General features: G+C 69.4%; 28 protein-coding genes. 21 read left to right on the forward strand and 7 right to left on the reverse strand.

Annotated features, from left to right (window positions below):
* Positions 1–12: 12 nt before the first annotated feature.
* On the reverse strand, positions 13–1,035 hold the full coding sequence (locus OHO27_RS22330) for a LacI family DNA-binding transcriptional regulator (RefSeq protein ID WP_328426601.1): 1,023 nt from the start codon (positions 1,033–1,035) through the stop codon (positions 13–15).
* Positions 1,036–1,152: 117 nt separating this feature from the next.
* Positions 1,153–1,932 (reverse strand): winged helix-turn-helix transcriptional regulator, encoded by a 780-nt coding sequence (locus tag OHO27_RS22335; protein WP_328426603.1) that lies wholly within the window; start codon positions 1,930–1,932, stop codon positions 1,153–1,155.
* A 179-nt stretch (positions 1,933–2,111) separates the two neighbouring features.
* On the opposite strand from OHO27_RS22335, the gene OHO27_RS22340 reads away from it, so the two are divergent.
* From OHO27_RS22340 to OHO27_RS22370, 8 genes are all read left to right on the forward strand, one after another.
* Positions 2,112–3,017 (forward strand): alpha/beta hydrolase, encoded by a 906-nt coding sequence (locus OHO27_RS22340; RefSeq protein WP_328426605.1) that lies wholly within the window; start codon positions 2,112–2,114, stop codon positions 3,015–3,017.
* A gap of 37 nt (positions 3,018–3,054) precedes the next feature.
* The gene (locus OHO27_RS22345) at positions 3,055–3,309 is read left to right on the forward strand and encodes a MoaD/ThiS family protein (RefSeq protein WP_030052141.1); all 255 of its coding nucleotides are present in this window, start codon (positions 3,055–3,057) and stop codon (positions 3,307–3,309) included.
* A gap of 2 nt (positions 3,310–3,311) precedes the next feature.
* A complete protein-coding gene (locus OHO27_RS22350) occupies positions 3,312–4,598 on the forward strand; it encodes a hypothetical protein (protein WP_328426609.1) in 1,287 nt (428 codons plus the stop codon).
* Between the two features lie 182 nt (positions 4,599–4,780).
* Positions 4,781–5,518 carry an LmeA family phospholipid-binding protein gene (locus OHO27_RS22355; protein WP_328426611.1) on the forward strand — a complete coding sequence of 246 codons (738 nt, stop codon included), beginning with the start codon at positions 4,781–4,783 and terminating at the stop codon, positions 5,516–5,518.
* A 226-nt stretch (positions 5,519–5,744) separates the two neighbouring features.
* Complete coding sequence (locus OHO27_RS43175; protein ID WP_350751515.1) at positions 5,745–5,825, forward strand: Ms5788A family Cys-rich leader peptide; 81 nt, start codon at positions 5,745–5,747, stop codon at positions 5,823–5,825.
* 124 nt (positions 5,826–5,949) lie between these two features.
* On the forward strand, positions 5,950–6,789 hold the full coding sequence (locus OHO27_RS22360) for a sulfurtransferase (protein ID WP_328426613.1): 840 nt from the start codon (positions 5,950–5,952) through the stop codon (positions 6,787–6,789).
* An 85-nt stretch (positions 6,790–6,874) separates the two neighbouring features.
* Positions 6,875–7,162 (forward strand): DUF1416 domain-containing protein, encoded by a 288-nt coding sequence (locus OHO27_RS22365; RefSeq protein WP_328426615.1) that lies wholly within the window; start codon positions 6,875–6,877, stop codon positions 7,160–7,162.
* Positions 7,163–7,302: 140 nt separating this feature from the next.
* The gene (locus tag OHO27_RS22370) at positions 7,303–7,566 is read left to right on the forward strand and encodes a DUF3099 domain-containing protein (protein WP_328426617.1); all 264 of its coding nucleotides are present in this window, start codon (positions 7,303–7,305) and stop codon (positions 7,564–7,566) included.
* Positions 7,567–7,614: 48 nt separating this feature from the next.
* On the opposite strand, the gene OHO27_RS22375 is transcribed toward OHO27_RS22370, so the two are convergent.
* Positions 7,615–7,977 (reverse strand): DsrE family protein, encoded by a 363-nt coding sequence (locus tag OHO27_RS22375; RefSeq protein ID WP_053197877.1) that lies wholly within the window; start codon positions 7,975–7,977, stop codon positions 7,615–7,617.
* A 132-nt stretch (positions 7,978–8,109) separates the two neighbouring features.
* On the opposite strand from OHO27_RS22375, the gene OHO27_RS22380 reads away from it, so the two are divergent.
* From OHO27_RS22380 to ygfZ, 6 genes are all read left to right on the forward strand, one after another.
* A complete protein-coding gene (locus OHO27_RS22380; protein WP_328426619.1) occupies positions 8,110–8,823 on the forward strand; it encodes a hypothetical protein in 714 nt (237 codons plus the stop codon).
* Positions 8,820–9,728, forward strand: coding sequence for a hypothetical protein (locus tag OHO27_RS22385; RefSeq protein WP_328426621.1), 909 nt, complete (start codon positions 8,820–8,822; stop codon positions 9,726–9,728). Before OHO27_RS22380 ends, OHO27_RS22385 begins: the two co-directional genes overlap by 4 nt.
* A complete protein-coding gene (locus OHO27_RS22390; protein ID WP_328426624.1) occupies positions 9,725–10,654 on the forward strand; it encodes a hypothetical protein in 930 nt (309 codons plus the stop codon). The genes OHO27_RS22385 and OHO27_RS22390 overlap by 4 nt, the downstream gene beginning before the upstream one ends.
* 243 nt (positions 10,655–10,897) lie before the next feature.
* Complete coding sequence (locus tag OHO27_RS22395; RefSeq protein WP_328426626.1) at positions 10,898–11,497, forward strand: FABP family protein; 600 nt, start codon at positions 10,898–10,900, stop codon at positions 11,495–11,497.
* Positions 11,498–11,513: 16 nt separating this feature from the next.
* Positions 11,514–11,993, forward strand: a complete 480-nt coding sequence (locus tag OHO27_RS22400; protein WP_328426628.1) for a Fur family transcriptional regulator — start codon at positions 11,514–11,516, stop codon at positions 11,991–11,993.
* Positions 11,994–12,003: 10 nt separating this feature from the next.
* Entirely contained in the window at positions 12,004–12,969 is a 966-nt protein-coding gene (gene ygfZ / locus OHO27_RS22405) for a CAF17-like 4Fe-4S cluster assembly/insertion protein YgfZ (RefSeq protein ID WP_328426630.1), read from the forward strand.
* A 3-nt stretch (positions 12,970–12,972) separates the two neighbouring features.
* On the opposite strand, the gene dtd is transcribed toward ygfZ, so the two are convergent.
* Positions 12,973–13,398, reverse strand: a complete 426-nt coding sequence (dtd, locus tag OHO27_RS22410; RefSeq protein ID WP_328426632.1) for a D-aminoacyl-tRNA deacylase — start codon at positions 13,396–13,398, stop codon at positions 12,973–12,975.
* A 159-nt stretch (positions 13,399–13,557) separates the two neighbouring features.
* Between dtd and OHO27_RS22415 the strand changes: the two genes are divergently transcribed.
* Positions 13,558–14,169 (forward strand): RsiG family protein, encoded by a 612-nt coding sequence (locus tag OHO27_RS22415; protein ID WP_328426634.1) that lies wholly within the window; start codon positions 13,558–13,560, stop codon positions 14,167–14,169.
* Between the two features lie 129 nt (positions 14,170–14,298).
* On the forward strand, positions 14,299–15,564 hold the full coding sequence (locus OHO27_RS22420; protein ID WP_328426636.1) for a GNAT family N-acetyltransferase: 1,266 nt from the start codon (positions 14,299–14,301) through the stop codon (positions 15,562–15,564).
* Between the two features lie 231 nt (positions 15,565–15,795).
* On the opposite strand, the gene OHO27_RS22425 is transcribed toward OHO27_RS22420, so the two are convergent.
* Entirely contained in the window at positions 15,796–15,975 is a 180-nt protein-coding gene (locus tag OHO27_RS22425; RefSeq protein ID WP_328426638.1) for a hypothetical protein, read from the reverse strand.
* A 174-nt stretch (positions 15,976–16,149) separates the two neighbouring features.
* On the opposite strand from OHO27_RS22425, the gene OHO27_RS22430 reads away from it, so the two are divergent.
* Positions 16,150–17,067: a winged helix-turn-helix domain-containing protein gene (locus OHO27_RS22430; protein ID WP_328426640.1), complete on the forward strand. Its 918-nt coding sequence runs from the start codon at positions 16,150–16,152 to the stop codon at positions 17,065–17,067.
* A 38-nt stretch (positions 17,068–17,105) separates the two neighbouring features.
* Here OHO27_RS22430 and OHO27_RS22435 read toward each other — a convergent pair whose 3' ends face one another.
* Positions 17,106–17,294 (reverse strand): hypothetical protein, encoded by a 189-nt coding sequence (locus OHO27_RS22435; protein ID WP_328426642.1) that lies wholly within the window; start codon positions 17,292–17,294, stop codon positions 17,106–17,108.
* 153 nt (positions 17,295–17,447) lie between these two features.
* Between OHO27_RS22435 and OHO27_RS22440 the strand changes: the two genes are divergently transcribed.
* On the forward strand, positions 17,448–18,326 hold the full coding sequence (locus tag OHO27_RS22440; protein WP_328426644.1) for a winged helix-turn-helix domain-containing protein: 879 nt from the start codon (positions 17,448–17,450) through the stop codon (positions 18,324–18,326).
* Between the two features lie 29 nt (positions 18,327–18,355).
* Positions 18,356–19,075 (forward strand): HAD family hydrolase, encoded by a 720-nt coding sequence (locus OHO27_RS22445; RefSeq protein ID WP_328426646.1) that lies wholly within the window; start codon positions 18,356–18,358, stop codon positions 19,073–19,075.
* Here OHO27_RS22445 and OHO27_RS22450 read toward each other — a convergent pair.
* Positions 19,066–19,248 carry a hypothetical protein gene (locus OHO27_RS22450; RefSeq protein ID WP_328426648.1) on the reverse strand — a complete coding sequence of 61 codons (183 nt, stop codon included), beginning with the start codon at positions 19,246–19,248 and terminating at the stop codon, positions 19,066–19,068. The two genes, OHO27_RS22445 and OHO27_RS22450, sit on opposite strands and share 10 nt — an antisense overlap.
* Positions 19,249–19,421: 173 nt before the next feature.
* Here OHO27_RS22450 and OHO27_RS22455 point away from each other — a divergent pair, with 173 nt between their 5' ends.
* Together OHO27_RS22455 and OHO27_RS22460 are read left to right on the forward strand one after the other, a co-directional pair.
* Positions 19,422–20,294: a winged helix-turn-helix domain-containing protein gene (locus OHO27_RS22455; protein ID WP_328426650.1), complete on the forward strand. Its 873-nt coding sequence runs from the start codon at positions 19,422–19,424 to the stop codon at positions 20,292–20,294.
* Between the two features lie 242 nt (positions 20,295–20,536).
* Complete coding sequence (locus tag OHO27_RS22460; protein ID WP_443059574.1) at positions 20,537–22,720, forward strand: phosphotransferase; 2,184 nt, start codon at positions 20,537–20,539, stop codon at positions 22,718–22,720.
* Positions 22,721–22,757 lie beyond the last annotated feature (37 nt).

A 22,757-nucleotide genomic window follows, 5' to 3' on the forward strand; every position in this document is an offset into this window, starting at 1 on the left:
CCCCCCGAGCTCTCAGGCGCACCCGCACGACCGTCGGACGACAAGCCGCGACGGAAACACCTTCAGCCGCTCCCGCCGCGACCCGGCAACCCGCAGCCCGTCATCGAGGACCAGATCCACGGCAGCCCGTGCCATGGCGGACCTGTCCGACGCGATCGTCGTCAGCGGCGGATCCGTCAACGCCGCCTCCTTGATGTCGTCGAACCCGGCGACAGCCAGCTCCCCCGGCACATCGATCCGCAACTCCCGCGCCGCACGCAGCACGCCGATCGCCTGGTCGTCGGTGGAGCAGAAGATCGCCGGCGGCCGCTGCGGCCCGGAGAGGAGGTCGAGCGCTATGCGGTACGCGTCGTAGCGGTTGTACGGCGCCTCGAACAGCCGCCCCTCGGTGGGGATCTTGGCCTCGGCCATCGCGCGCCGCCAGCCCTCGACGTGGTCGGAGACCGGGTCGCCGACGGCGGGGGTCTCCGCGGTGCCGCCCATACAGGCGACGTACTCGTTGCCGTGCTCGATGAGGTGGCGTACGGCGAGCTGAGCGCCGCCCAGGTCGTCGGTGACGACGGCGACGTCGTCGATGGCCTCGGGCCGCTCGTGGAGGAGGACGACCCGGGCGTCCCACGCCTCGATCTCGGCGGCTGCCAGGTCGTTCAGGGCGTGCGAGACGAGGATGAGCCCCGAGACCCGCATGCCGAGGAAGGCGCGCAGATAGTGGACCTCGCGCTCGCCGACGTAGTCGGAGTTGCCGACGAGCACCATCTTTCCGCGCTCGGCGGCGGCCCACTCGACCGCGTGCGCCATCTCCCCGAAGAAGGGCTGGCGGGCGTCCGGAACGATCAGGCCTATGAGGTCCGTGCGCCGCGAGGCCATGGCCTGGGCGACCCGGTCGGGCCGGTACCCCAGTTCCTTGATCGCGGCGAGGACACGCTCGCGCGTGGCCGGGGCGACCGGCCTTGGTCCGTTGTTGATGACGTAGCTGACGACGGCAGTGGAGGTACCTGCCAGCCGTGCGACGTCATCGCGAGTCACCTTGGCCACGCGCGGAGTCTACGCGGATGGACCTGCTCTGGGCAGGGCGTGAAGGAGCTTGCCTGCAGCTCCACTGTCACTCTCCTGCGCGAACCCGACGCCCGCGACCCCCCGTCCGGGCGCCCGTCACGCTTCGGCACGGACCTCGGCGCCGTCCAGGGCGGTCATCTCGTCCCCATCCGCCGATTTTGCCCGGTCGGCCTTGGCCTTGGCTTCCTCGGCGGCGCGGTCCACCTTCTCGGGCGTAACGAATCGATAACCGACGTTCCGGACGGTTCCGATGAGCGACTCGTGCTCGGGTCCGAGCTTGGCGCGCAGGCGTCGTACGTGGACGTCGACCGTCCGGGTGCCGCCGAAGTAGTCGTAGCCCCAGACCTCCTGGAGGAGCTGCGCGCGCGTGAAGACGCGGCCCGGGTGCTGGGCGAGGTACTTCAGGAGCTCGAACTCCTTGAAGGTGAGGTCGAGGACCCGGCCCTTGAGCTTTGCGCTGTAGGTGGCCTCGTCGACCGACAGGTCGCCGTTGCGGATCTCCATGGGGGAGTCGTCGTTGACGATCTGCTGGCGGCCCATCGCGAGCCGCAGTCGCGCCTCGACCTCGGCGGGGCCGGCGGTGTCGAGAAGGACGTCGTCGATGCCCCAGTCGGCGGTGACCGCGGCGAGGCCGCCCTCGGTGACGACGAGGACGAGCGGACAGCCGGGCCCGGTCGAGCGCAGGAGCTGGCACAGGCTGCGGACCTGCGGGAGGTCGCGGCGTCCGTCGATCAGGATGACGTCGGCACCGGGGGTGTCGACGAGGGCCGGGCCTTCCGCGGGAGCCACCCGCACGTTGTGCAGCAGCAGGCCGAGTGCGGGGAGCACCTCCGTCGACGGCTGGAGGGCGTTGGTCAGGAGCAGCAGAGAACTCATACGTCTGGTTCCTCCTCGGTCCCTGCGAGGACGTGGGCGGTACGGAACTGCTCTGCGATCCCGGGGCCCGTACACCTGCGGTCACCTGAGGTTTCCCGCGTCGTATACAACGCTTCCGAAAGCACAAAAGGACCCGGGGGCTACGCTGCCCGAGTCCTCTGCCCAGCAGAATAGCCCACATGGGCATTGGTTCGGCAGGTCATGTGGCACGATCTACGGTTCGTCCGAACTCTGAGACGACCAGACGTACACCTATGCGGACGTTTCTGCACACGGACGACGGCGTGACGATCGATTCCGTATACGACCCGGGTGCGGTCGTATACGACTCCTCCCGTCAACCTGCCGGTGACCTGGTGTTCGTCGTCGCCCACGGCTTCACGGGTGATGTGGACCGGCCGCATGTGCGACGAGTGGCGCAGGCCCTCACCCGGCACGCGGCCGTCGTCACCTTCTCCTTCCGCGGGCACGGCGCGTCGGACGGGCGGTCCACGGTGGGGGACCGCGAGGTGCTCGACCTGGCGGCCGCGGTGCGGTGGGCCCGCGAACTCGGGCACACACGCGTGGCGACCATCGGCTTCTCCATGGGCGGCTCGGTGGTGCTGCGACACGCGGCGCTGTACGGCGAGACGGGCGGGGACGGCCGGGGCGGCGAGGAGCTCGGGAGGCTCGGGGCGCACGGGGGCCGCGGCGCGCATACGGACGCGGTTGTCTCCGTGAGCGCGCCTGCGCGCTGGTACTACCGGGGTACGCCCCGCATGCGCCGCCTGCACTGGCTGGTGACCCGGCCCGAGGGGCGCCTGGTGGGCCGCTACGGATTCCGCACCCGGATCCACCACCGGGACTGGAGCCCCGTGCCGATGTCCCCGGTGGAGGCGGTCCCGAGGATCGCGCCGACGCCGTTGCTGATCGTGCACGGCGAGCTGGACGGCTACTTCCCTCTCGACCACCCCCGCATGCTGGACCAGGCGGCCGGTGACCACGGCGAACTCTGGCTGGAGCCGGGCATGGGCCATGCGGAGCACGCGGCCTCCGAGGAACTGCTGGCCCGGATCGGGGGCTGGGCCGCCGCACGGGGCGGCTAGCCTGACGGGGTACACAGCCGATCGACAGAGGAACCGGATGCCAAAGGTCACGGTGCGCTACTGGGCCGCCGCGAAGGCCGCGGCCGGGATCGCCGAGGAGCCGTTCGACGCGGCCACCCTCGCCGAGGCACTCGACGCCGCACGCGAGCGACACCCCGGTGAACTCGTGCGCGTCCTGCAGCGATGCTCCTTCCTCGTCGACGGTGACCCCGTGGGCACCCGCGAACATGAGACGGTACGGCTGGCCGACGGCGGCACGGTCGAGGTGCTCCCGCCGTTCGCAGGAGGGTGACGATGACCGACCAGCCGTATCAGGGGTACGACGGTTACGACGGGTACGACCCGTATCAGCAGCAGCGACAGCAGCCGCAGCCACAGCAGCAGCAGCAGCCGACCGGGCCGCAGGCGTGGCCGGGGCAGCAGGCCCACGACGATCCGCAGGCCGCCCAGCAGTACACGCAGCAGTGGCAGGGGCAGACCTGGGAGACGCAGGTGCAGCCGCCGGCTTCGGCGGCGGAGACGTCTTACCTGCCCTCGCAGGGGGCGGGGGCGTATGCGGGGTACGGCGGTGCCGCGGAGGCCCACGGCTGGGACGGAGTGCCGCAGGCGCAGGCCCAAGCGCAGGCACAGGCACAGCCGCAGGTACAGGGTCGGCATGCTGCCGCTCAGCCGCAGGGGCGGGCTCAGCAGCGTCATGGTCAGCAGTTCCACGCGCAGCGAGCCCACGCTCAGCCTTCCCACGCCCAGGCGCCCCGGCCCGAGGCGGAGGCAGGGACCGGTGACGGCTCCGGCTCCGGCTACGGTCCCGCGACCGTCGCCGGCAACACCCGTGTCACCGACGCCCAGCGGGCCCGGCTGGAGGGCCGTTCCCCGATCATCGAGCCCGGGATTCAGCCGGCCGCGCTCACCGCGCTGCTGGGGCTGTTGCTCTCGGTCACGGCTGCGGTCGGGTCGTACGCCCTGCTGGTTCCCCTTGTCGCCCTGCAGGCCGTGACGGCTGCCGGCTGGTTCCGGCTGAACGGCATGTGGCCCGCCCGGCAGGGCATCGCGCTGGCCTTCGCGGGGGCGCTCACGGCGGACGTGGCGTTGCTGGTGGCCGACGGGGCACCTGCGGCGATCCTCGGCACGCTGGGTGTCTGGGTGCTGCTCACTCTGGTGCTCCAGCTTCGTTCGCACGCCGATCCGGACGAGCGGATGTACGGGCTGATGGCGACGGTGGTCTCGGCGGCGCTGGCGATCGTCGCGGCGGGGTATCTCGCGGCTGAGGCGGACGCGGTGACTGTCGGGGCGGTGGCGGTTGCTGTCGCGGTGCTGGCCCGGGCGTTGCCGTTGCCGACGGTGGCTTCTGTGGTGGCCGCGCTGCTGGCGGGGGCCGGGGCGGGGGCTGTTGTCGGTGCGATGACGGCGGTGGGGTCCGGTGGGGCGCTGCTGGGGGCCGGCGCCGGGGCGTGTGCCCTGATCGGCCATCGGGTGGCCAGCTATGACTATCCGTCGCGGTTCGTGCACTTCACGGCGGGGGTTGCGCTGCCGTTGGCGACTGCGGCGCCGGCGGTTTACTTGTTGGGGCGGGCGCTGGTCTGAGGCGGGGGCTTCCTCGCCCCCGCCGCCCCTACCCGTTCCGTACCTGGGGGCTGCCGCCCCCAGACCCCCGCTTCGGATAGGCAAACCCCCTGTCACAGATGATCGACAATTCGCCGGTCAACCCCGCCGCAGGGTTACCCTCGCGTCGTTGACGAACACCGAGGTGGGGGGAACACCACAACATGCGCGCCCTGCGGATACTGCTGATAGTCGTCGTGATCCTGGGCGGCCTCTTCGTGCTGGCGGACCGGCTGGCCGTCGGGTTCGCCGAGGATGAGGCGGCCGGGAAGCTCCAGGCGAGCGAGAACCTTGCCGCCGCCCCGGACGTGTCCATCAAGGGGTTCCCGTTCCTCACTCAGGTCGCGAGCGGCTCGTTGGACGACGTCGAGGTGGGGATCAAGGACTACGAGGCCACCGCCGGCACGGACGGCAAGACGATCCGGATCGACGACCTCACGGCGAACATGAAGGGCGTCGAGTTCTCCGGGGACTACAGCTCCGCCACCGCGACGACCGCCTCCGGCACCGCGTCCATCACCTACGCCGAGCTGCTGAAGACCGCCAAGTCCGAGCCCACCCAGGTCGCCCCCGGCGTCACCGCGAACGTCGTCGGCCTCTCCGACGGCGGCAACGGCAAGATCAAGGTCGCCGTCGAAGCCACCGTCCTCGGTACCAAGCTCCCCAACCCGGTCTACGTCCTCAGCTCGGTCTCCGCGCAGGGCGACACCGTGCGGGTGAAGGCCGACACGCTGCCCAACTTCGGCGGTGCCGACATCGCCGAGGACCGGGCCCGTGCGATCACCGACTTCGAGCAGAAGATCGACGGCCTCCCCGGCGGCATCCAGCTCGACAGCGTCCAGGCGGCGAAGGACGGCGTCGAGATCACGGTGAAGGGTTCGAACGTCCGCCTCGCCGGGTAGTACCGGGACCGGTGTCAGTCCCGGGGTCGGGCTGCGGCCCCCAGCTGCCGCTGTCCGGCTGGTGAGACGGTGCCGTCCGCACCGTAGATGTGACCGCCGATACGTCCGCCCGGGAGCCCGGTCGGAGCTGCCTCGGCGGTCATCGTATCCCGCATCCCGGACAATCTCGTCTCAGCATGCGACACGCCGGTGACACGCCCGCCTGTCCGTCCCTACGATCGAGCCCATGAAGCGACAGGCGGATCTCACGAAGCGGCGGGCAGTAGACCTCTGCCGCGTTGCCGCCATGCTCTGTCGCCCCTTCTGAGCGGAAGCTCCGACTTCTGCGTTTCCCCGCTGCCCTGACCAGGGCACAGGTGCGTCGTCTCGGTCCGAGCACGCACCCCTCTCATTCGCACGCCCCGCCGCAACTGCCCCGGAGGAGAAAGAGCATGAGCCGCAGCGACGTCCTCGTCGACGCCGACTGGGTCCAGGACAACCTGGACAACGCCGACATCGCGATCGTGGAGGTGGACGAAGACACGTCCGCCTACGAGAAGAACCACATCAGGAACGCGATCCGCATCGACTGGACCGCAGATCTGCAGGACCCGGTCCGCCGCGACTTCATCGACCAGGAGGGCTTCGAGAAGCTCCTGTCGGCGAAGGGCATCGCCAACGACACCCTGGTGATCCTCTACGGCGGCAACAACAACTGGTTCGCGTCGTACGCCTACTGGTACTTCAAGCTCTACGGCCACGAGAACGTAAAGCTCCTCGACGGCGGCCGCAAGAAGTGGGAGCTGGACGCCCGCGAGCTGGTCGAGGAGGTTCCGCAGCGCCCGGCGACCGACTACAAGGCCAAGGCCCAGGACACCTCCATCCGCGCCTTCCGCGACGACGTGGTGGCGGCCATCGGTGCGCAGAACCTGGTCGACGTCCGTTCGCCCGACGAGTTCAGCGGCAAGCTGCTCGCGCCGGCCCACCTGCCGCAGGAGCAGTCGCAGCGTCCGGGCCACGTCCCGTCCGCGCGCAACATCCCGTGGTCGAAGAACGCCAACGACGACGGCACCTTCAAGTCGGACGACGAGCTCAAGGAGCTCTACGCCGACGAGCAGGTCGACCTGGCGAAGGACACCATCGCCTACTGCCGCATCGGTGAGCGCTCCGCGCTGACCTGGTTCGTCCTGCACGAGCTGCTCGGTGTGGAGAACGTCAAGAACTACGACGGCTCCTGGACCGAGTACGGCTCCCTCGTCGGCGTGCCGATCGAGCTCGGCGCCAACAAGTAAGTCCCGCAGCAAGCGTAGTAAGAGCGCAGACCCGCAGATCCCGACCGGCCTTCCTTCCGGTCAGACCCCATCTTTGGAGAAAGACATGTGTGGAGCGAAGGCTGGCGGCCCCGACGCCTCGACGATCAAGCCCGGTGAGACCACGATCCAGGGTCAGGTGACCCGCGACGGCGAGCCGGTGACGGGCTACGTCCGTCTGCTGGACTCGACCGGCGAGTTCACCGCGGAGGTCCCCACCTCCGCCACGGGCCAGTTCCGCTTCTACGCGGCCGAGGGCACCTGGACCGTGCGCGCACTCGTCCCCGGCGCCACCGCCGACCGTACGGTCGTCGCCCAGCAGGGCGGCCTGGCGGAGATCGCGATCGCGGTCTGAGGCACTCCTGATCGGCCGAAGGGCCGCACCCCGCGGGTTGGACGCCTGGGGTGCGGCCCTTCGTCCTGTGCGGGGCAGGCGCCTGCGGCCCTCGCAAGTGGAGTCCTGTGCGCCGGCCGACGCGGATTTACGCTGGAGTCATGTACGCGCGGCGACGTCATTGGTACTTCGCCATGATGGGGATCTGCATCACGCTCTTCGTCCTGGCCTGGGCCGTCGTGCGCCTCTGGTCGGTCCCGGTGGCCGTGGGCATGTGCGTGGTCGCGATGGTCATCCCGCCGCTCGCCGCCATGGTCGCCAACCGCCGCGGCCCGGAGGACCGCTGGTGGGACGATCCGTCCGGCGACCCCCAGTCCGACGAGTGGTGGGACGAACTCGACGGAAAGAAGCGGCCGCGCCAGTGAGGGCCCCGGCGCCTCCGTGCGCGGCCCACCGTGAGGCGCGTGGCTGTCTCAGTAGACGAGCGCCTGCGTCTCGTCCCCAAGGGCCTCCTGTACGAAGACCTGGGCGCCCGCGATCCGTACGCCCTCGATGACGTCCTTCTCCGTGATGTCCCGGCGGGCCGCGCACTGGGTGCACAGGGTGAGGCGGCCGGTGGCCAGGATGGAGTCGATCAGGTCGGGGAGCGGGGCCGCGTGCGGGAGTTCGAACTCGGCGGCGCGGCCCGGGAGGGCGAACCAGGCGGACTCGCCGGTCAGCCACACGGAGACGTCGACGCCACTGGCCACCGCCACCGCCGCCACCGTGAACGCCTGTGAGCAGCGTTCGGGGGCATCGGCCCCCGCCGTCACCTTGATCACCAGCTTTTTCGCCATGACCGAATCGTAATCAACTCCCTTACAACCTGGTGCGTTGGCCATGGGTCTCCTGTGCGCGCGCATACGGAATGCGCACTTCACGTTCCGTGGGGGGACGTTTTGGATGAATCTGAAGAAGTAGGCGAGGCCGTGCCCCGGTCCCGCCGACGGGGGCGTACGGCACTGCTGATCGCCGGCGCCGTCGTCCTCGGTGTGGTCGCCGGGACCTGTACCGGCTATCTCGTGCAGGCCGACCGCGAGCCCACGAGACTGCCGCCCCTGTCCCAGCCCGTGGTCAAGCAGGCCACGGGCGAGGTCGAGCCGCTGTCCGCCGCCGAGGACCGTCGGGTGAAGACCGACGGCGACCTGCGCAAGCTGCTGCTCAAGCGGCCCAAGGGCACCCGGGACACCGTCTTCGAGCTGGGCACGGACGGCTGGATGGACCTCGCCGGGTACGCGGAGACCTTCAAGGAGCCTGACGAGGTAGTCGGCGACCTCATCGAGGAGCAGTTCCGCCGCGCCGCCGCCACGAGCTGGCGGGTGGGCAGCACGCAGAACGTCGTGATCCACCTGGTGCAGTACCGCCAGGAGCAGGCCTTGTCGGCCGCCGAGAACGCCGAAGGCTCCTATTACTGGGCCGAGGAGGAGTCCGACACCCGCAGCTGGCCCGTTCCCGGCACGGGCGACGGCATGGCGTATGTGCACGACACCCCGGATCGCAAGCCCGGCTACCTCCCGCTGTACTCGGCCGAGGCGCACGCCTGGCGCGGTGACATCGCGATGGACATCTGGGTCTACGACACCAAGCCGATCCCCAAGGAGAAGATCATGGACCTGGCCAAGCGGCAGGTGGGCCGGCTGTGAGCGAGACACCTGAGGAAGCTCGGAGCCCCGAGGGACTCCGGAGCCCCGAGGCCCTGCCGGCCTCCGAGAGCGCCGAGAGCCCCGGGATACTCGCCGGCCCTGAGATCCTCTCCAGCCCCGAGAACCTCCCCGCGAGCCCCGGCCCCAAGCGGCCTCGGGCCTCGCGCATCGCCGCCCTCGCCGGGACCGTCCTGCTGCTCGGTGCCGTCGTCGGCGGTGCCGGCTACACCGTGGTGACCGTCCAGGACGCCGACCGCGATGCGGGCGCGCCGACCTGGAAGTTCCCCGAGCCCGCCGCGGCCGGCGACAAGGCGGAGGCGGCGAAGGGGACGGCCACGGGGCTGGCCGGCCTGCTGCTGCCGTACGACGAGAAGGGCTACACCCGCGGTCCCGACCTCGGGGAGTTCGGTTCCGACGCCGAGCTCAGTGGCCGCCAGGCCACCGCCCTGCGCAAGGAGTCGCTCAAGGACCTGCCCCGCAGCGAGCGCCGGAAGCTGGAGAAGCAGCTCGACAAGCGGAGCCTCAAGGGCATGGCGATGCGCAGCTACTACAACGCCGACCCCTACGCCGTCCACCACAAGACGGCGTTCTCCGTCAGCGTCGTACTGGCGCGGATGGAGAGCCGCGACGACGCACGGGACGTCGCGACCGCCCAGAACGAGTTCCTCTCCGCCATCGGCATCTTCCGCAAGGGCCCGAAGGTCGAGGGGCACAAGAACGCCAAGTGCTTCCTGACACCCAAGGTCGACGACGAGAAGCTCGACCGGGTGTTCTGCGCGGCCTACTCGGGAGACGTGCTGATCAGCGCCACCGCGTCGGGCATCCGGCCGCTCGACCTGAACAGCATCGGGATGTTCGTCACCCGACAGCTCGACCGCATCGACGACCCGGGGAAGGCCGTATGACCGAGCAGCAGCCCATCGCGACGGCGCCCGTCGCCGACGCACCGCCGATGCCGGAGGCACCCCCCGTCCCTGCCGCTCCCCCGGTGCCTCCGGACAGCCCGGTGAGCACGGTGGATTCGGAGAGCCCGGCGAACCCGGTGGTTCCGGTGAAGAAGGATCGCCGCGTTCTGCGTGCCGTCCTGCGCTGGACCGCCACCGTCGTCGTCTTCGCCGCTGTCGGCGCCTCGACCGCGTACGGCATCACGCGGATGGAGCGTACGGACGTACCCGGTCTCGCGACCGAGGCGGACGGGCGCTGGGCCTACCCGGCGATCACCAAGCCGCCGCTGCCCTCCGGCAGCCCCGCGCCCTTCGCCGAGGAGAACGCGGCCGCCCTGCACCACGCGGACCTGCGCAGGCTGCTGCTGCCGGCACCCGCGGGGGCCAGGACGGACAAGGCCGACAAGGAGCTGAGCGGACGCAACGGCTGGCTGGCGACGAAGGACTTCCTGGCGGCGTACGGGTCCGCGGAGGACCGGGACGCCCTCGCCCAGGTGCTCAAGGACCACGCCCTGCGGCACGTCGCGGCCCGCGGCTGGACCACCCCGGACGGCACGCACACCCGGATCTACCTGCTGCAGTTCGAGTCCGCCCAGGTGGCCGACGTGCTCCAGCAGGACCACTTCACCAGCTACGACTCGCCCGAGCACGCCCTGCGCGGCGCCGCCGAGGTGCACACGGACGAGGAGTTCCCCGCCGAGGCCGGGCTCACCGACGTACGGCACTACGCCTACGCCGAGGCGAAGCCGTACGGTGCCGAGCAGGTCCGGCAGGCGTACCTGGTGTCGGGTGACGTCCTGGGGCTGGTCGTGCAGTCCCGCAAGGGCGGTGCCGCGGCCATCCCCTTCCAGCAGACGGTGGTCCTCCAGAGCCAGCTGCTCGGCTGATCCCGCAAGGGCCCACCTCACACGGAGGGCCGGTCCCCGGCCGCGTAAGCTGGGGCCCGGCCCTGTGTAAGTACCGCACACTCTCCGCTCAATCGAGGAGCAACCCCGTGGAGATCTTCTTCGAAGCCCTGCTGGTCCTGGTCTGCGTCGGCGTCCTCGCCTTCTCCGGGCTGGCCGTGAAGAAGCTGTACCAGGGCCAGCGCTGATCCCCATCACCCGACGTACGAGACTTCTGAGCTGCTCATGATCGAGATCCCGTCCGACCTTCACAAGGACCTCGTCCCCCTCGCCTTCCTGCTCGGCAGCTGGGCGGGCGCGGGCGTGCACGCCCCTGTCGGAGGCAGTAACGAACGCAGCCCCGGCTCCGAGAAGTGCAACTTCGGGCAGGAGGTCACCTTCACCCACGACGGGCGTGACTTCCTGGAGTACCGTTCCCACACCTGGGTGCTGGACAACGACGGCAACAAGGTGAAGCCGCTGGAGTCCGAGTACGGCTTCTGGCGCATCGACGCCGACCGCAAGGTCGAGGTCACCATGGTCCGCGACGACGGCGTCGTCGAGATCTGGTACGGCGAGCTGGCGGACAAGAAGCCGCAGATCGACCTGGTCACGGACGCGGTGGCCCGCACGGCCGCCTCCAGCCCGTACACCGGCGGCAAGCGGCTGTACGGCTACGTCAAGAGCGACCTCATGTGGGTCGGCGAGAAGCAGACCCCCGAGGTCGAGCTGAGCCCCTACATGTCGGCCCACCTGAAGAAGGTCGTCTCCCCGGAGGACGTCGAGCGCTGGGCGAAGGCCCTGCCCGATGACATGCCGGACGACGGCATCGCTTTCTTCAAGTAGTCCTAGACTCTTGGGTGTGGTGAGCACCGACTGGAAGAGCGACCTCAGGCAGCGCGGCTACCGGCTGACGCCGCAGCGTCAGCTTGTCCTGGAAGCCGTGGACACCCTTGAGCATGCGACCCCCGACGACATCCTCGTGGAAGTGAGGAAGACGGCGTCGGGGGTCAACATTTCCACCGTGTACCGGACCCTGGAGCTCCTGGAGGAGCTCGGGCTGGTCAGCCACGCCCACCTCGGGCACGGCGCGCCGACGTACCACCTGGCGGACCGGCACCATCACCTCCACCTGGTCTGCCGCGACTGCACGAACGTGATCGAGGCCGATGTGTCGGTGGCCGCGGACTTCACGGCGAAACTGCGCGAGACCTTCGGGTTCGACACGGACATGAAGCACTTCGCGATCTTCGGCCGCTGCAAGGACTGCGCGGAGCGTGCAGTCCGGCCGGACCGTTCGGCCCAGGGCTCGAACGGCAAGAGTTCAACTACCGAGTCGTAGGCTTGTGACCATGAAGAGCCCCCTGCTGACCCTGCCCGGTGCCGTGCCCGCCGAGGGCGTGGACGAAGGCGTCGCCGCCCACTACGGCGATCTGTTCCGCGAGCAGCGTGCCCTCGCCGACGGCACCGGTTTCGTCGACCTCTCGCACCGCGGAGTGATCGCCGTCACCGGTCAGGACCGGTTGAGCTGGCTGCATCTGCTGCTCACGCAAAACGTCAGCGATCTCTCGGTGGGCGAGGCCACCGAGGCGCTGATCCTCTCCGCGCACGGCCACATCGAGCACGCGCTGTACCTGGTCGACGACGGCACGACGGTCTGGGCCCATGTCGAGCCCGGCACACAGGACGCGCTGATCGCGTACCTGGAGTCGATGAAGTTCTTCTACCAGGTCGAAGTCGCCGACCGGACCGCCGAGTTCGCGGTCGTGCACCTGCCCGCCGGGTCGATCGCCGAGGTGCCCGAGGGCGCCGTCGTACGCGAGACGGCGTACGGCCGCGACCTGTTCCTCCCGCGTGGCGACCTGGAGTCGTACGCGGAGAAGGCCGGCCCGCCGGCCGGAATCCTCGCCCACGAGGCGTTGCGCGTCGAGCACCACCGCCCGCGCCTCGGCTTCGAGACCGACCACCGCACCATCCCGCACGAGCTGGGCTGGATCGGCAGCGCGGTGCACCTCCAGAAGGGCTGCTACCGCGGCCAGGAGACCGTGGCCCGCGTCCAGAACCTCGGCAAGCCGCCGCGCCGGCTGGTCTTCCTGCACCTCGACGGCAGCGAGGTGCACCTGCCGACGCCGGGCACCGAGATCCGGCTCGCCGACGAGGGCCCCGACGGCCGCAAGATCGGTTTCATCACGACGTCCGTACGGCACCACGAGCTCGGCCCGGTCGCGCTCGCGCTGGTCAAGCGGAACGTGCCGGTGGACGCGCCGCTGATGGCGGACACGACGGCCGCGGCGCAGGAGACCGTGGTCGAGCCCTGAGGCTCAGATCTCCAGGAGCACGGTGAACGGGCCGTCGTTCGTCAGGGACACCCGCATCCGGGCCCCGAACCGGCCCGTCGCCACCGTGGCGCCCAGAGCGCGGAGTTGCGCGACGACCTCGTCCACGAGCGGCTCGGCGACATCGCCCGGGGCGGCGGCGCTCCAGGTGGGCCGTCGTCCCTTGCGCGCGTCGCCGTACAGGGTGAACTGGCTGATGACGAGGAGCGGGGCGTCGATGTCGCTGCAGGACTTCTCGTCCTGCAGCATGCGGATCGACCAGAGTTTGCGGGCGAGTTGGGCCGCCTTCTCCTTGGTGTCCTCGTGCGTGACGCCGACGAGTACGCAGAGCCCCTCGCCGTCGATCTCCCCGACCGTCTCGTCGTCCACGACGACACTCGCGCCGTCCACCCTCTGCACCACAGCTCGCATGCGGTCATCATGCCGTGTGCGGGGGAGTGGCCTCATTGGGGGTTTCTTTTTTGATCCTTACCCCCCCATCTGGGCCCGTTCAGGGGCACTCGGTCACATTGCGGCCAGTTGGGATGGCACCATGCTTCCACGCGCCGGTCGAGGGGACGGTAGAGGCATATGAGCACACCGAGTTCAGGGCAGCCTCCTGGGGCTGTCGTGTTGAGCCACGCGGCCCAGCTGGACGGCCTGCGGCCGCCCACGCAGCGCACCGCCGAGGATCCGGGCCCGCGGCTGCCCGTGGAACCGCCCGAGCACGAGCTGACCGCACTCAGCCTGCCCGAACTGCGCACCCTGCGCCGGGACGCCCAACGCGACGAGGCGGATCTGAGTTATGTACGACGGCTGCTGCAGGGGCGGATCGACATCCTGCGGGCGGAGGTGGCACGGCGCTCGCCGGCGGGCGCGGCGGCCGTCGTCGACCGCCTCCCGGAGATCCTGACCGACGCCCCGGCCCGCCACCGCTCCTCGGCCCGCCACGTGACGCTGGGCACTCCGCAGAGCGAGGAGTACCGGCTGCTGGCGGCCGAAATGCTGGCGGAGGTCGAGCTCTCGGACCTGGAGGCCCGTACGGACGCCGAGCTGAACACCGCGATGGGACGCCTCGTCCGCTACGAGCAGCAGGTGTCCCGCCGTCGCCAACGCCTGCAGCGCACGGCCGACGACTGCAGCGCGGAGATCGCGCGGCGGTACCGGGACGGTGAGGCGCAGGTGGACGACCTGCTCACGTAGTACGCCGGTAGGAACAATCCGAGGTCCGGCGCTTGAGGCGAGCCCCCATCCACGCGGAGGGGGCTCTGCCGGTTTGAGGGCCGGGAAAAACCCGGCGACACCCCACGCCCGTCCACCTACCGTGACCCCATGAGCCGTCCCGAACCTCCCACCCCCATAGACGTCCGCCCGATCACCGAGGCCGACATCCCCGACTGGACCCGGGCCCTGAACACCGGCTTTCTGCGCAGCCCCGACGTCTCCGAGACAGAAGTCGCCGACCGCGCGTCGTACATCGTCCCGTCCCGCACCCTCGGCGCCTTCGACACCGGCCGCTGCGTGGCGACCTTCCGCTCCTTCGCACAGGAGATCACCGCGGTCGGCGGCGCTCCCGTCCCCGCGGACGCCATCTCGAACGTCACCGTCAGCCCCACCCACCGCCGCCGCGGCCTGCTCACCCGCATGATGGCCCACGACCTGGCAGCCGCGAAGGACCGCGGCGACGTCGTCGCCACCCTGATCGCCGCCGAGTACCCGATCTACGGCCGCTACGGCTTCGGCCCCGCCACCTCCACGGCCCAGTGGACCGTGGACGTCCCCCGCACCGGCCTCGACCCGAGGTGGTCCGGACCCGAGGACGGCGGCCGTATCGACATCGTGGACGGCGCGGACGTACGCAAGACCGGCCCGGAGCTGTACGAGCGGGTGCGCCGCGCCCAGCCGGGCGCCGTGGACCGGGACGAGCGCTGGTGGCAGGTCAGCACCGGGGCGGTGCGCCTGGACAGGTCCCCGTGGACCGATCCCTTCTTCGCCGTGTACCGCTCGGCGGGCGGCGAGGTGCAGGGGCTGGCGTCGTACCAGGCGGACGACCACTGGGGCGACGGCAAGCAGCCGCTCAACACGGCGACCGTGAACTGGCTCGTCGCGGCGACCCCGGACGCCGAGCGCGCCCTGTGGCGCTACCTGTGCTCGATCGACTGGATCACGACGGTCAAGAGCGGCTGGCGGGCCCCCGACGACCTTCTGCCCCTCTACCTCCCCGATCCGCGGGCGGCCAGGGTCACGACGCTGGCGGACTGGCTGTGGGTGCGGATCCTGGACGTCGTACGGGCGCTGGAGGCGCGGACGTACGAGGGGCAGGGGTCGCTGGTGCTGGAGGTCGTGGACTTGGGCGGGCTGACCGGCGGACGCTACCTGCTGGAGGCGTCGACCGACGGGGCCTCCTGTACGCCGACCACGGCGGCGCCCGAACTCACCCTCGATGTGTCCGACTTGGGCAGCCTCTGGCTCGGGGACGAGTCCGCCGTACGGCTCACCGCGCTGGGGCGGGTGCGGGAAGAACGAGCGGGCGCCGCCCGGGTGGCCGACGCCCTGCTGCGTACGTCCAGGCGACCGTGGTGCCCAGACGTTTTCTGAGGTCTCCTCTCTGCCGGTGACAGGTCTGCTCATCCGTAGCGAGCTGTTCAGTTGTGGTTGTGGTGGTGGGCTGTGCGCCCTTATCCGGTTGGGCCGAGCAGTTGTGGCTGTGCGGTCGGTATTCGGTTGTCGATGTGGAGTTGTGGCTGTGCTGACCGACCGGGCTCCCGGCTCCCCTCCGGAAGGGAGCCCGGACGGCCGAACCTGGTCGCCGGGCCTTCGCGTGAAGGCCTAGTGGGCGAGCAGCATGACGAGGATCACCGCGCCGATGCCGCCGATCATGGTGTTCTTTGCCTTGATGCCGATGGTCAGGGCGAGAAAAGCGATGATGCCCATCGGCCCGTACTTCCACTGGATGAGTTGCTCGAATCCAATGACGAGCGCGGCGACGGCGAGGTAGATGAGCGGCATGCCGGTCTCCTCTCGGGGACGATGGTCGACAGAACCGACTCTGGTGGCCAACCTCCTTGAAGTTTGACCATGTTGCTCAAGTTGGCGACCAACTTCACTGTACTTATGACCGCTTGGAACGTCTCATAACCACCATCCTTGGAACTGCCTAAAGATGGCGGGAAGTTGTAGTGTTTGGTCGTGGAGCCGAAACACGCCTCCGTCAATGGGCGGAAGAGTTCACAGCGGCCACAGAAGTCACATCGGGACGTGGCCGATGAGCTGCGCGCCCGCATCACCTCGGGCGCATTGCAGCCCGGCCAGCGCATGCCCACCCAGGCCAGGCTGGCGGACGAGTTCGGCGTCGAGCGCGGAGCCGTACGGCAGGCGCTGCGCATCCTGCAGTCGGAGCATCTGCTCACCAACGTGTCCAAAGGGGCCCCGGCGACCGTCGCCCCCGACCTCGGCAGGGCGCTGACCGGCCCCGGAGCCGCACCGCAGCCGACCATGGTGGCCCTCGCCCCGCGGATAGCGGCGGCTTTTGCCGCCCCGCACGTCGAGATCGACGCGCTGTGCCTCACCTCGGTCTCCCTCACGCTCGCCATGGGCGAACCGCTTCGCCAGATCCACGCCGGGCAGCTGAAACCGGCCAAGGTCGACGTCCGCGTCATGCTGCCGAGCCGCGACATCTCGCTCGCGTTCCCGACACTGGTGGACGGCTCGGCCGGCGACGCCGACGTACAGGTGCGCCGGCGCTGGCTCGCCCAGCGAAACGCCCAGGGCCAGGTGCTCCGGCACAATCTGCTGGCGCTGCGCGCCACGCACGGCATCGATGTGCGGGTCACCTTCCGGGCGCTGCCGTTCACGCCGCCGGTGAAGCTCTATCTCCTCAATGGCGCGGAGGCGCTCTTCGCCTACTACACGCTGGCCCGCAGCGAGGTGGAGATCGGCCAGCGGCACCTGGAGATGTATGACGCCCCAGGCATCCAGTCGACGCTGTTCGCCTTCGAGCAGGGGGCCGGGCTGCGGGACACGACGTTCGTGGAGCAGTCGCATGTGTGGTTCAACGCGCTGTGGGAGACGATCAGTTCGGAGCTGCTGCTCACGAGCTGATCATCCCCCACAGTGTGTGACCTGAGTGTTTGCCGTTGTCATAGGGCGGGACCCGAGAGCAGGATCGCGAGGACGACGGCCCCTATCGAACTGACGGTCGGGCTCTTGGCCTTGATGCCTATGGTGAGCAGCAGCAGGCCGATGATGCCGGTGGCACCGTACTTCCACTGGAGGGTCTGCTCGACGCCGACGACGAACACGGCGGAGAGGAGTGCGAGAACGGGCATCGGTGTTTCCCCCTTCGGGCTTCTGGGGATGGAAGGATTACTTCCGCCAACTCAACCAACTTGGCGCCAACTCCAACTAAGTTGTCCCCACTTGGCCCCTACTTTGAAACAAGCTACAAACAACTGCCCATAGATGGGTGGGAGTTGTAGCGTTTGGTCGTGACTCAGGAGAACGTGGCAGTGAACGGCAGCAGGAGACTCTCGCCGCAGGAGATCGCCGACATCCTGCGGGAACGGATCCGCGTCGGAGAGCTCAAGGCGGGCGACCGCCTGCCCACCCAGGCCGAGCTGGCCGAGGAGTTCGGCGTGGAGCGAGGCACCGTACGCCAGGCCCTGCGCGCACTCCAGGAGGACGGCCTCCTGACCAACGTCAGCAAGGGCAGCCCGCCGCGCATCGCCCTGCCGGCCCCCACCCGGGGCGCACCCCAGCCGACGATGGTCAGCCTGGCCCCCCGCCTGACGGAGGCCTTCGCCGCACCGCACGTCCGTGTGGACGTCGTATGCCACACCTCGGAAACCCTGATGCTGGCCCTCGGCGAACCCCTCCGCCTGATCCACGAGGGCTCGATCCACCCCGAGTCGATCGACGTCCGGCTCCTGCTGCCGTCCCGGGACATCCATCTCGCCTTTCCGGTCCTGGTGGACGGGCGGGGGGACGACGACCCGGTCCACGACCGCTGGCTGGCGATGCGCAACGCCCAGGCCCAGGTGCTCCGCCACAACCTCCAGGCCGTCCGCTCCACCCACGGCATCGAAGTCCACGTCACCTTCCGCGCCCTGCCGTTCACACCCCCGGTGAAGCTCTACCTCCTCAACGGCGACGAAGCGCTGATCGGCTACTACGTCCTCACCGAACGCCAGGAGGAGTACGAGAGCCGCACCCTGGACATGTACGACGCCCTGGGCTCCCAGTCCCTCCTCTTCTCCTTCGTCAAGCAGGCCGGGCAGCGTGACGCCGCGTTCGTGGGGGAATCCCAGAAGTGGTTCGACGCCCTCTGGGAAACCATCACCACTGACATGACACTCTCCTAGTGACTTCTGATACGAAGCAGACTGAACAGGTGACAGCAGAGACCGAGAACGACACGGAACGACTCCGCGAACTGATCACGCGCGCCCGCGTCGTGCTGTGGGACTTCGACGGCCCGATCTGCCGGCTGTTCGCGGGGCATTCGGCGGAGCGGGTGGCGGCCGAGCTGGTGGAGTGGCTTGAGGGGCGGGGGCTGCACGGGCTGCTGACCGACGCCGAACGGGAGTTGCTGGACCCCCATGTCGTCCTGCGCGCCGTCGACCGCCGGCACCCCGGCAGCGACCTGGTCGCGGAGCTGGAGGAACGTCTCACCCAGGAGGAACTGCGGGCGACCGCCTCCGCGATGCCCACCGAATACGCGGACCCGCTGATACGCACCTGGACGGCCGTCGGATCCCGACTGGCCATCGCCACCAACAACTCCCCCCGAGTGGTCCGCACGTACCTCGACGGCCGTGGCCTGCTCTCGTGCTTCAGCCCGCACATCTACGGCCGGACCCAGGACCTTCATCACCTCAAGCCGGACCCGCACTGCCTCAACCGGGCCCTGAGCGCCATGGGGGCGGCGCGCTCCTCCGCCCTGATGATCGGCGACACGCCCTCGGACCTTGCCGCCGCGAACAGCGCCGGCGTGGCGTTCCTCGGCTACGCGCGTAATGCGCGCAAGGAGAAGCTGCTGCGGGAGGCCGGGGCCACTACGGTCGTGGACTCGCTGTCGTCGGTCCTGACACTGGTACGGGCTCAGGCCTGAATCATCAGCAGCGTGAACACCATGGCGGCGCCGACGGCCAGACCGACGCGCCGCGCCCGTATGCCTACCCCCACCACCAGCAGGAGCAGCACACCGACGCCGCCGAGCCTCGTCTGCGCATGCATGCCCAGGGCCAGCTCGAAGAGTTCCCTGGAGACTTGAAGCAGAAGCATTCCCCCACCTCCCTTCCGCTTTCCTGCAACTCTCCAACTATCCGTCCAATTGGACTGGTTGGCTTGCGAATGGTCTGCCCGGTCTGACTGATCCCCTAACCAACCGGCCTGTGTGGCAGGCGGGTTGACTGGATCCTGGTTTGTGGGTGGACTGAAAGCGGTACGGTCGAGGTGTGGATGCGCAGCAGACCAGTGACAGCGGCGGCCGGGAGTTCCAGCGGGTCGCCGACGAGTTGCGCGCCCGTATGACCGACGGGCCGTACTCGCCGGGCTCCTATCTGCCTTCCCAGCGTGACCTGGCGGAGGAGTTCGGCGTCTCCCGGGACACCGTCCAACGGGCCCTGCGGGAACTGGTCGACGAGGGCTGGATCGAATCACGGCAGGGCAGCGGGTCCCGGGTGATCAAGACCCAGCGGATACACTCGCCGACCCCCAAGGCCACCCGGTCGCGCCGCGGCATCACCCTCGAATCCCTCATCAGCGAGGCCTTCGAGCAGCCCGAAGTGACCCTGGACGTCTATACGTTGACGTCCGAGTCCCTGTACTGGCGCATCCAGCAGCAGGCCGACCGGATCCGCGGCCGGTCCATCAGCCCTGGACGCATCACCCTGCGCATGCTTCTGCCCGCTGAGACACAGTCTCTGCCGTATCCCCGCGTCAAGGACGACAAGGGGGATCCGCGGTTGCGGGAGCGGCTGCATGACATCACGGAGCGGCATGCGAAGTCGCTGCGGCAGTCGCTGGCGTCCCTCCAGGCCGAGGGGCTGGTGCCGTCGGTCGACGTCGAGATTCGCCGCGCGCCGCTCACCCCGGCCTTCAAGCTCTACCTCTTCAACGGCGCCGAAGCGCTGCACGGGCCGTATGAGGTGATCGAGCGCAAGATCATGCTGGAGGACGACGAGGTGGTCACCGCGCTCGACGTCCTGGGCCTGAACGCAACGCTGACCCACCACATGAAGGACGAGGCCCCCGATTCGTCGGGCACGGTGTTCGTGGACAGCATGCAGAGGTGGTTCGACTCGGTCTGGAAGCTGCTGTCCGAGTAGTTCGGAGTACTTCCGAGCCGTGCGGACAGGGTGCTGTAGCATGCCCGCACCGATTGAGCAACGGATCCCGTTCGTGCGTATGTGATGGCGAACAGCCAAACCTCGAGCGGCCTCGCAAAGACTTCGTGCAAGAGAGTGGCGAACCCCTCCTGGCGGCCCTCAGGGTCCGAGTATGTCGTGCGAGGCAGAACACCACGTGCTTTCGTTTGGCATATCGTCCTCGTCACCGGTTGGAGCGGCCAGTGCGCGCACCAGTCCCTCCCCGTCCTGTGCACGGGGGGCGCGCCACGCCCGACGACGTCATCAGTGACTTCGTGGAGCAAGCCGAGAAGCTGGGCCAGGCGAGCAGCGGACACCACAATCGGAATTACGTGCTGCCACTCACGGCCTCCGCGGCATGGCTGGTGGGTCTCGATGCCGGTACGTCGGTGACCGTGCGGGTCCGGCGCGCCGACGCGCTGCCCGTCGTGATCAGAACCTGGAACGATGAGGCGCAGATCCTCGACGCCATCCGGGGAGTCCTGCCGCACGCGCCCCAGTGCCTCGTCAAACGAGACGGCTTCTCGATCCACAGCTATGTGGACGGCGTGCCGCTCTCCAGTGTCTGCGGGGACGGTAAACCCGTCGACACCCTGCTCGTCAGGGCGCTGGCCGGCCTGCTTGCCCAGATGGCGCAAGTGCGCAGGGGCGCCTTGCCCCCCTTGCCGACGGCCTGGCCGCGCAACGACACGGACAGCCAGGGGTTTCTGCAGACGCTGGCACGCCTTGCCGACCGGCAGATCCGGCAGCCCAACTGGCAGGCCTTTGGTGGGCTGTTCGCTGCCCTCGGCATCCCTGAGGACGCGTTGATCCGGCTCGCCGAGCGCGTGCCCGCGATGGCCCGGCGGCCGTACAGCCTGCTGCACGCGGACCTGCACCGGGACAACCTGATCGTGTCCTACGACGGTGCTCCGCCCCTCATCTGCGTGGACTGGGAGCTGGCGACCTACGGCGATCCCTTGCACGACCTGGCGACTCACCTGGTGCGCATGCGGTATCCGGCCCACCAACGGGCCGAAGTGATCGACGCCTGGGCCGAGGCAATGCTGGAGATCCGCCCCGCGGCCGTCAACGGGCTGGGCAAGGATCTGCCTCGCTACGTCGCCTTCGAGCGGGCACAGTCCGTCTACCCGGACGTCATGCGCGCCGCGCGGTCGCTGGAGGAACCGTTCACCCAGAAGAGACTCGACGAGGCGACGGCGGAGGTGCTCCGAGCCCTGGAGGCGGCGGCGGAACCGCTCCGGCTGGGGAACGTGCCGAGCGGGCCCGAGATCGAACGCGCCCTCTTCCGATGGCTGGCATCGCGCAGCCACGGCGGAATCAATGGCCGGGCCTGGGTCAGGAAGGCCTTCACCTGGAAGCCCGACCGGCGGCTCGGCGAACGGACCGACTTTCCGGCCTCGGCGGTGCGCAAGGCCCTGCTGGTGGAGGGGGCCGCCCCGGCGGGCCGGGTGTTCAAAGGCACCGCACACCTCAACTCGGTCGTATCGGTGCCAGGGGTCGACTTCCCCGTGGTCGTGCGGCGCAGGCTGCCGGGCGTCTGCCGCAGAGAGCCCAGCTACCTCAGCGAGCACGCCGTACTCCGCGCCATCGAAGAAGCGGCCGTGGACGTGGCGGCGCCGAAGGCCCTCGCGCTGGGCGAGAGCTATCCGAGCGACCCGTTCGCCATCCACACCTACGTGGGGTCGCGCGACCTTCCTCCCAGCCACCCCGTGCACGGCCTGCTCCCGCACGAGGCGGACGGGCTGGTCGACCAGCTCTGCGCCCTGACACTGGTGGACTACAAGCAGGTCGACCCGGCTGCCGGCGGAGGAGGCTTCTTCCAGTGGCTCAGGGACCAACTCGTGCTGTGGGTCAGGGACTTGCCGAAGGAGTCGCAGCAACTGGCCCGGCTCCTCGGACTGCCCGATGCCGACCGGCTGCGAGTGATCCTGTCCCGCTACGAGCTGAGTGACCGGGAGCCGGCCCTGCTGCACGGTGACCTGAACCCGTGGAATCTCGTGCGCCGCGACGACCGCCTCGCGGTGACCATCATCGACTGGGAGATGGCGGTGGTCGGCGACCCCCTCTACGACCTGGTCCGGCACCTGCACCTCACTCCGACCAGGGCGGAGATCCGGGAGCGTATGTTCCGGCGCTGGGAGCGCAGGCTGCCGGGGGAGTACACCAGGAACTGGCGGCGCGACTGGCCGGTCTACCGGGGCATCGAGACCGTTCGTTCCGCCTACGTGGACCTCGACCGCCTGGTCACCGGCGCGAGCCTGGACGCCCCCAACGTACGCCGCGCAGTGGACTCGTACCCGATGACCCTGGCCGCGGCCACCGCCTTCCTCGGCCTGCCCGTCCGTCCGACGGCGAACCCGTATCTTGCCCGTGCTCTGGCGTAGGGGCACCATGACTTCACCCAAAGGCGGTTCGTCCACG

Source organism: Streptomyces sp. NBC_00443 (assembly GCF_036014175.1).
Lineage (GTDB): Bacteria > Actinomycetota > Actinomycetes > Streptomycetales > Streptomycetaceae > Streptomyces.

Bases quoted from the DNA above. Each gene is read 5' to 3' on its own strand.
- OHO27_RS22415 (WP_328426634.1), top strand. From the start codon at position 13,558: ATGAGCACACCGAGTTCAGGGCAGCCTCCTGGGGCTGTCGTGTTGAGC.
- OHO27_RS22375 (WP_053197877.1), bottom strand. From the start codon at position 7,977: ATGGCGAAAAAGCTGGTGATCAAGGTGACGGCGGGGGCCGATGCCCCC.
- dtd (WP_328426632.1), bottom strand. From the start codon at position 13,398: ATGCGAGCTGTGGTGCAGAGGGTGGACGGCGCGAGTGTCGTCGTGGAC.
- ygfZ (WP_328426630.1), top strand. From the start codon at position 12,004: ATGAAGAGCCCCCTGCTGACCCTGCCCGGTGCCGTGCCCGCCGAGGGC.
- OHO27_RS22365 (WP_328426615.1), top strand. From the start codon at position 6,875: ATGTGTGGAGCGAAGGCTGGCGGCCCCGACGCCTCGACGATCAAGCCC.
- OHO27_RS22435 (WP_328426642.1), bottom strand. From the start codon at position 17,294: ATGCCCGTTCTCGCACTCCTCTCCGCCGTGTTCGTCGTCGGCGTCGAG.
- OHO27_RS22360 (WP_328426613.1), top strand. From the start codon at position 5,950: ATGAGCCGCAGCGACGTCCTCGTCGACGCCGACTGGGTCCAGGACAAC.
- OHO27_RS22425 (WP_328426638.1), bottom strand. From the start codon at position 15,975: ATGCCGCTCATCTACCTCGCCGTCGCCGCGCTCGTCATTGGATTCGAG.
- OHO27_RS43175 (WP_350751515.1), top strand. From the start codon at position 5,745: ATGAAGCGACAGGCGGATCTCACGAAGCGGCGGGCAGTAGACCTCTGC.
- OHO27_RS22345 (WP_030052141.1), top strand. From the start codon at position 3,055: ATGCCAAAGGTCACGGTGCGCTACTGGGCCGCCGCGAAGGCCGCGGCC.
- OHO27_RS22335 (WP_328426603.1), bottom strand. From the start codon at position 1,932: ATGAGTTCTCTGCTGCTCCTGACCAACGCCCTCCAGCCGTCGACGGAG.
- OHO27_RS22355 (WP_328426611.1), top strand. From the start codon at position 4,781: ATGCGCGCCCTGCGGATACTGCTGATAGTCGTCGTGATCCTGGGCGGC.
- OHO27_RS22395 (WP_328426626.1), top strand. From the start codon at position 10,898: ATGATCGAGATCCCGTCCGACCTTCACAAGGACCTCGTCCCCCTCGCC.
- OHO27_RS22420 (WP_328426636.1), top strand. From the start codon at position 14,299: ATGAGCCGTCCCGAACCTCCCACCCCCATAGACGTCCGCCCGATCACC.
- OHO27_RS22350 (WP_328426609.1), top strand. From the start codon at position 3,312: ATGACCGACCAGCCGTATCAGGGGTACGACGGTTACGACGGGTACGAC.
- OHO27_RS22390 (WP_328426624.1), top strand. From the start codon at position 9,725: ATGACCGAGCAGCAGCCCATCGCGACGGCGCCCGTCGCCGACGCACCG.
- OHO27_RS22370 (WP_328426617.1), top strand. From the start codon at position 7,303: ATGTACGCGCGGCGACGTCATTGGTACTTCGCCATGATGGGGATCTGC.
- OHO27_RS22340 (WP_328426605.1), top strand. From the start codon at position 2,112: ATGGGCATTGGTTCGGCAGGTCATGTGGCACGATCTACGGTTCGTCCG.
- OHO27_RS22450 (WP_328426648.1), bottom strand. From the start codon at position 19,248: ATGCTTCTGCTTCAAGTCTCCAGGGAACTCTTCGAGCTGGCCCTGGGC.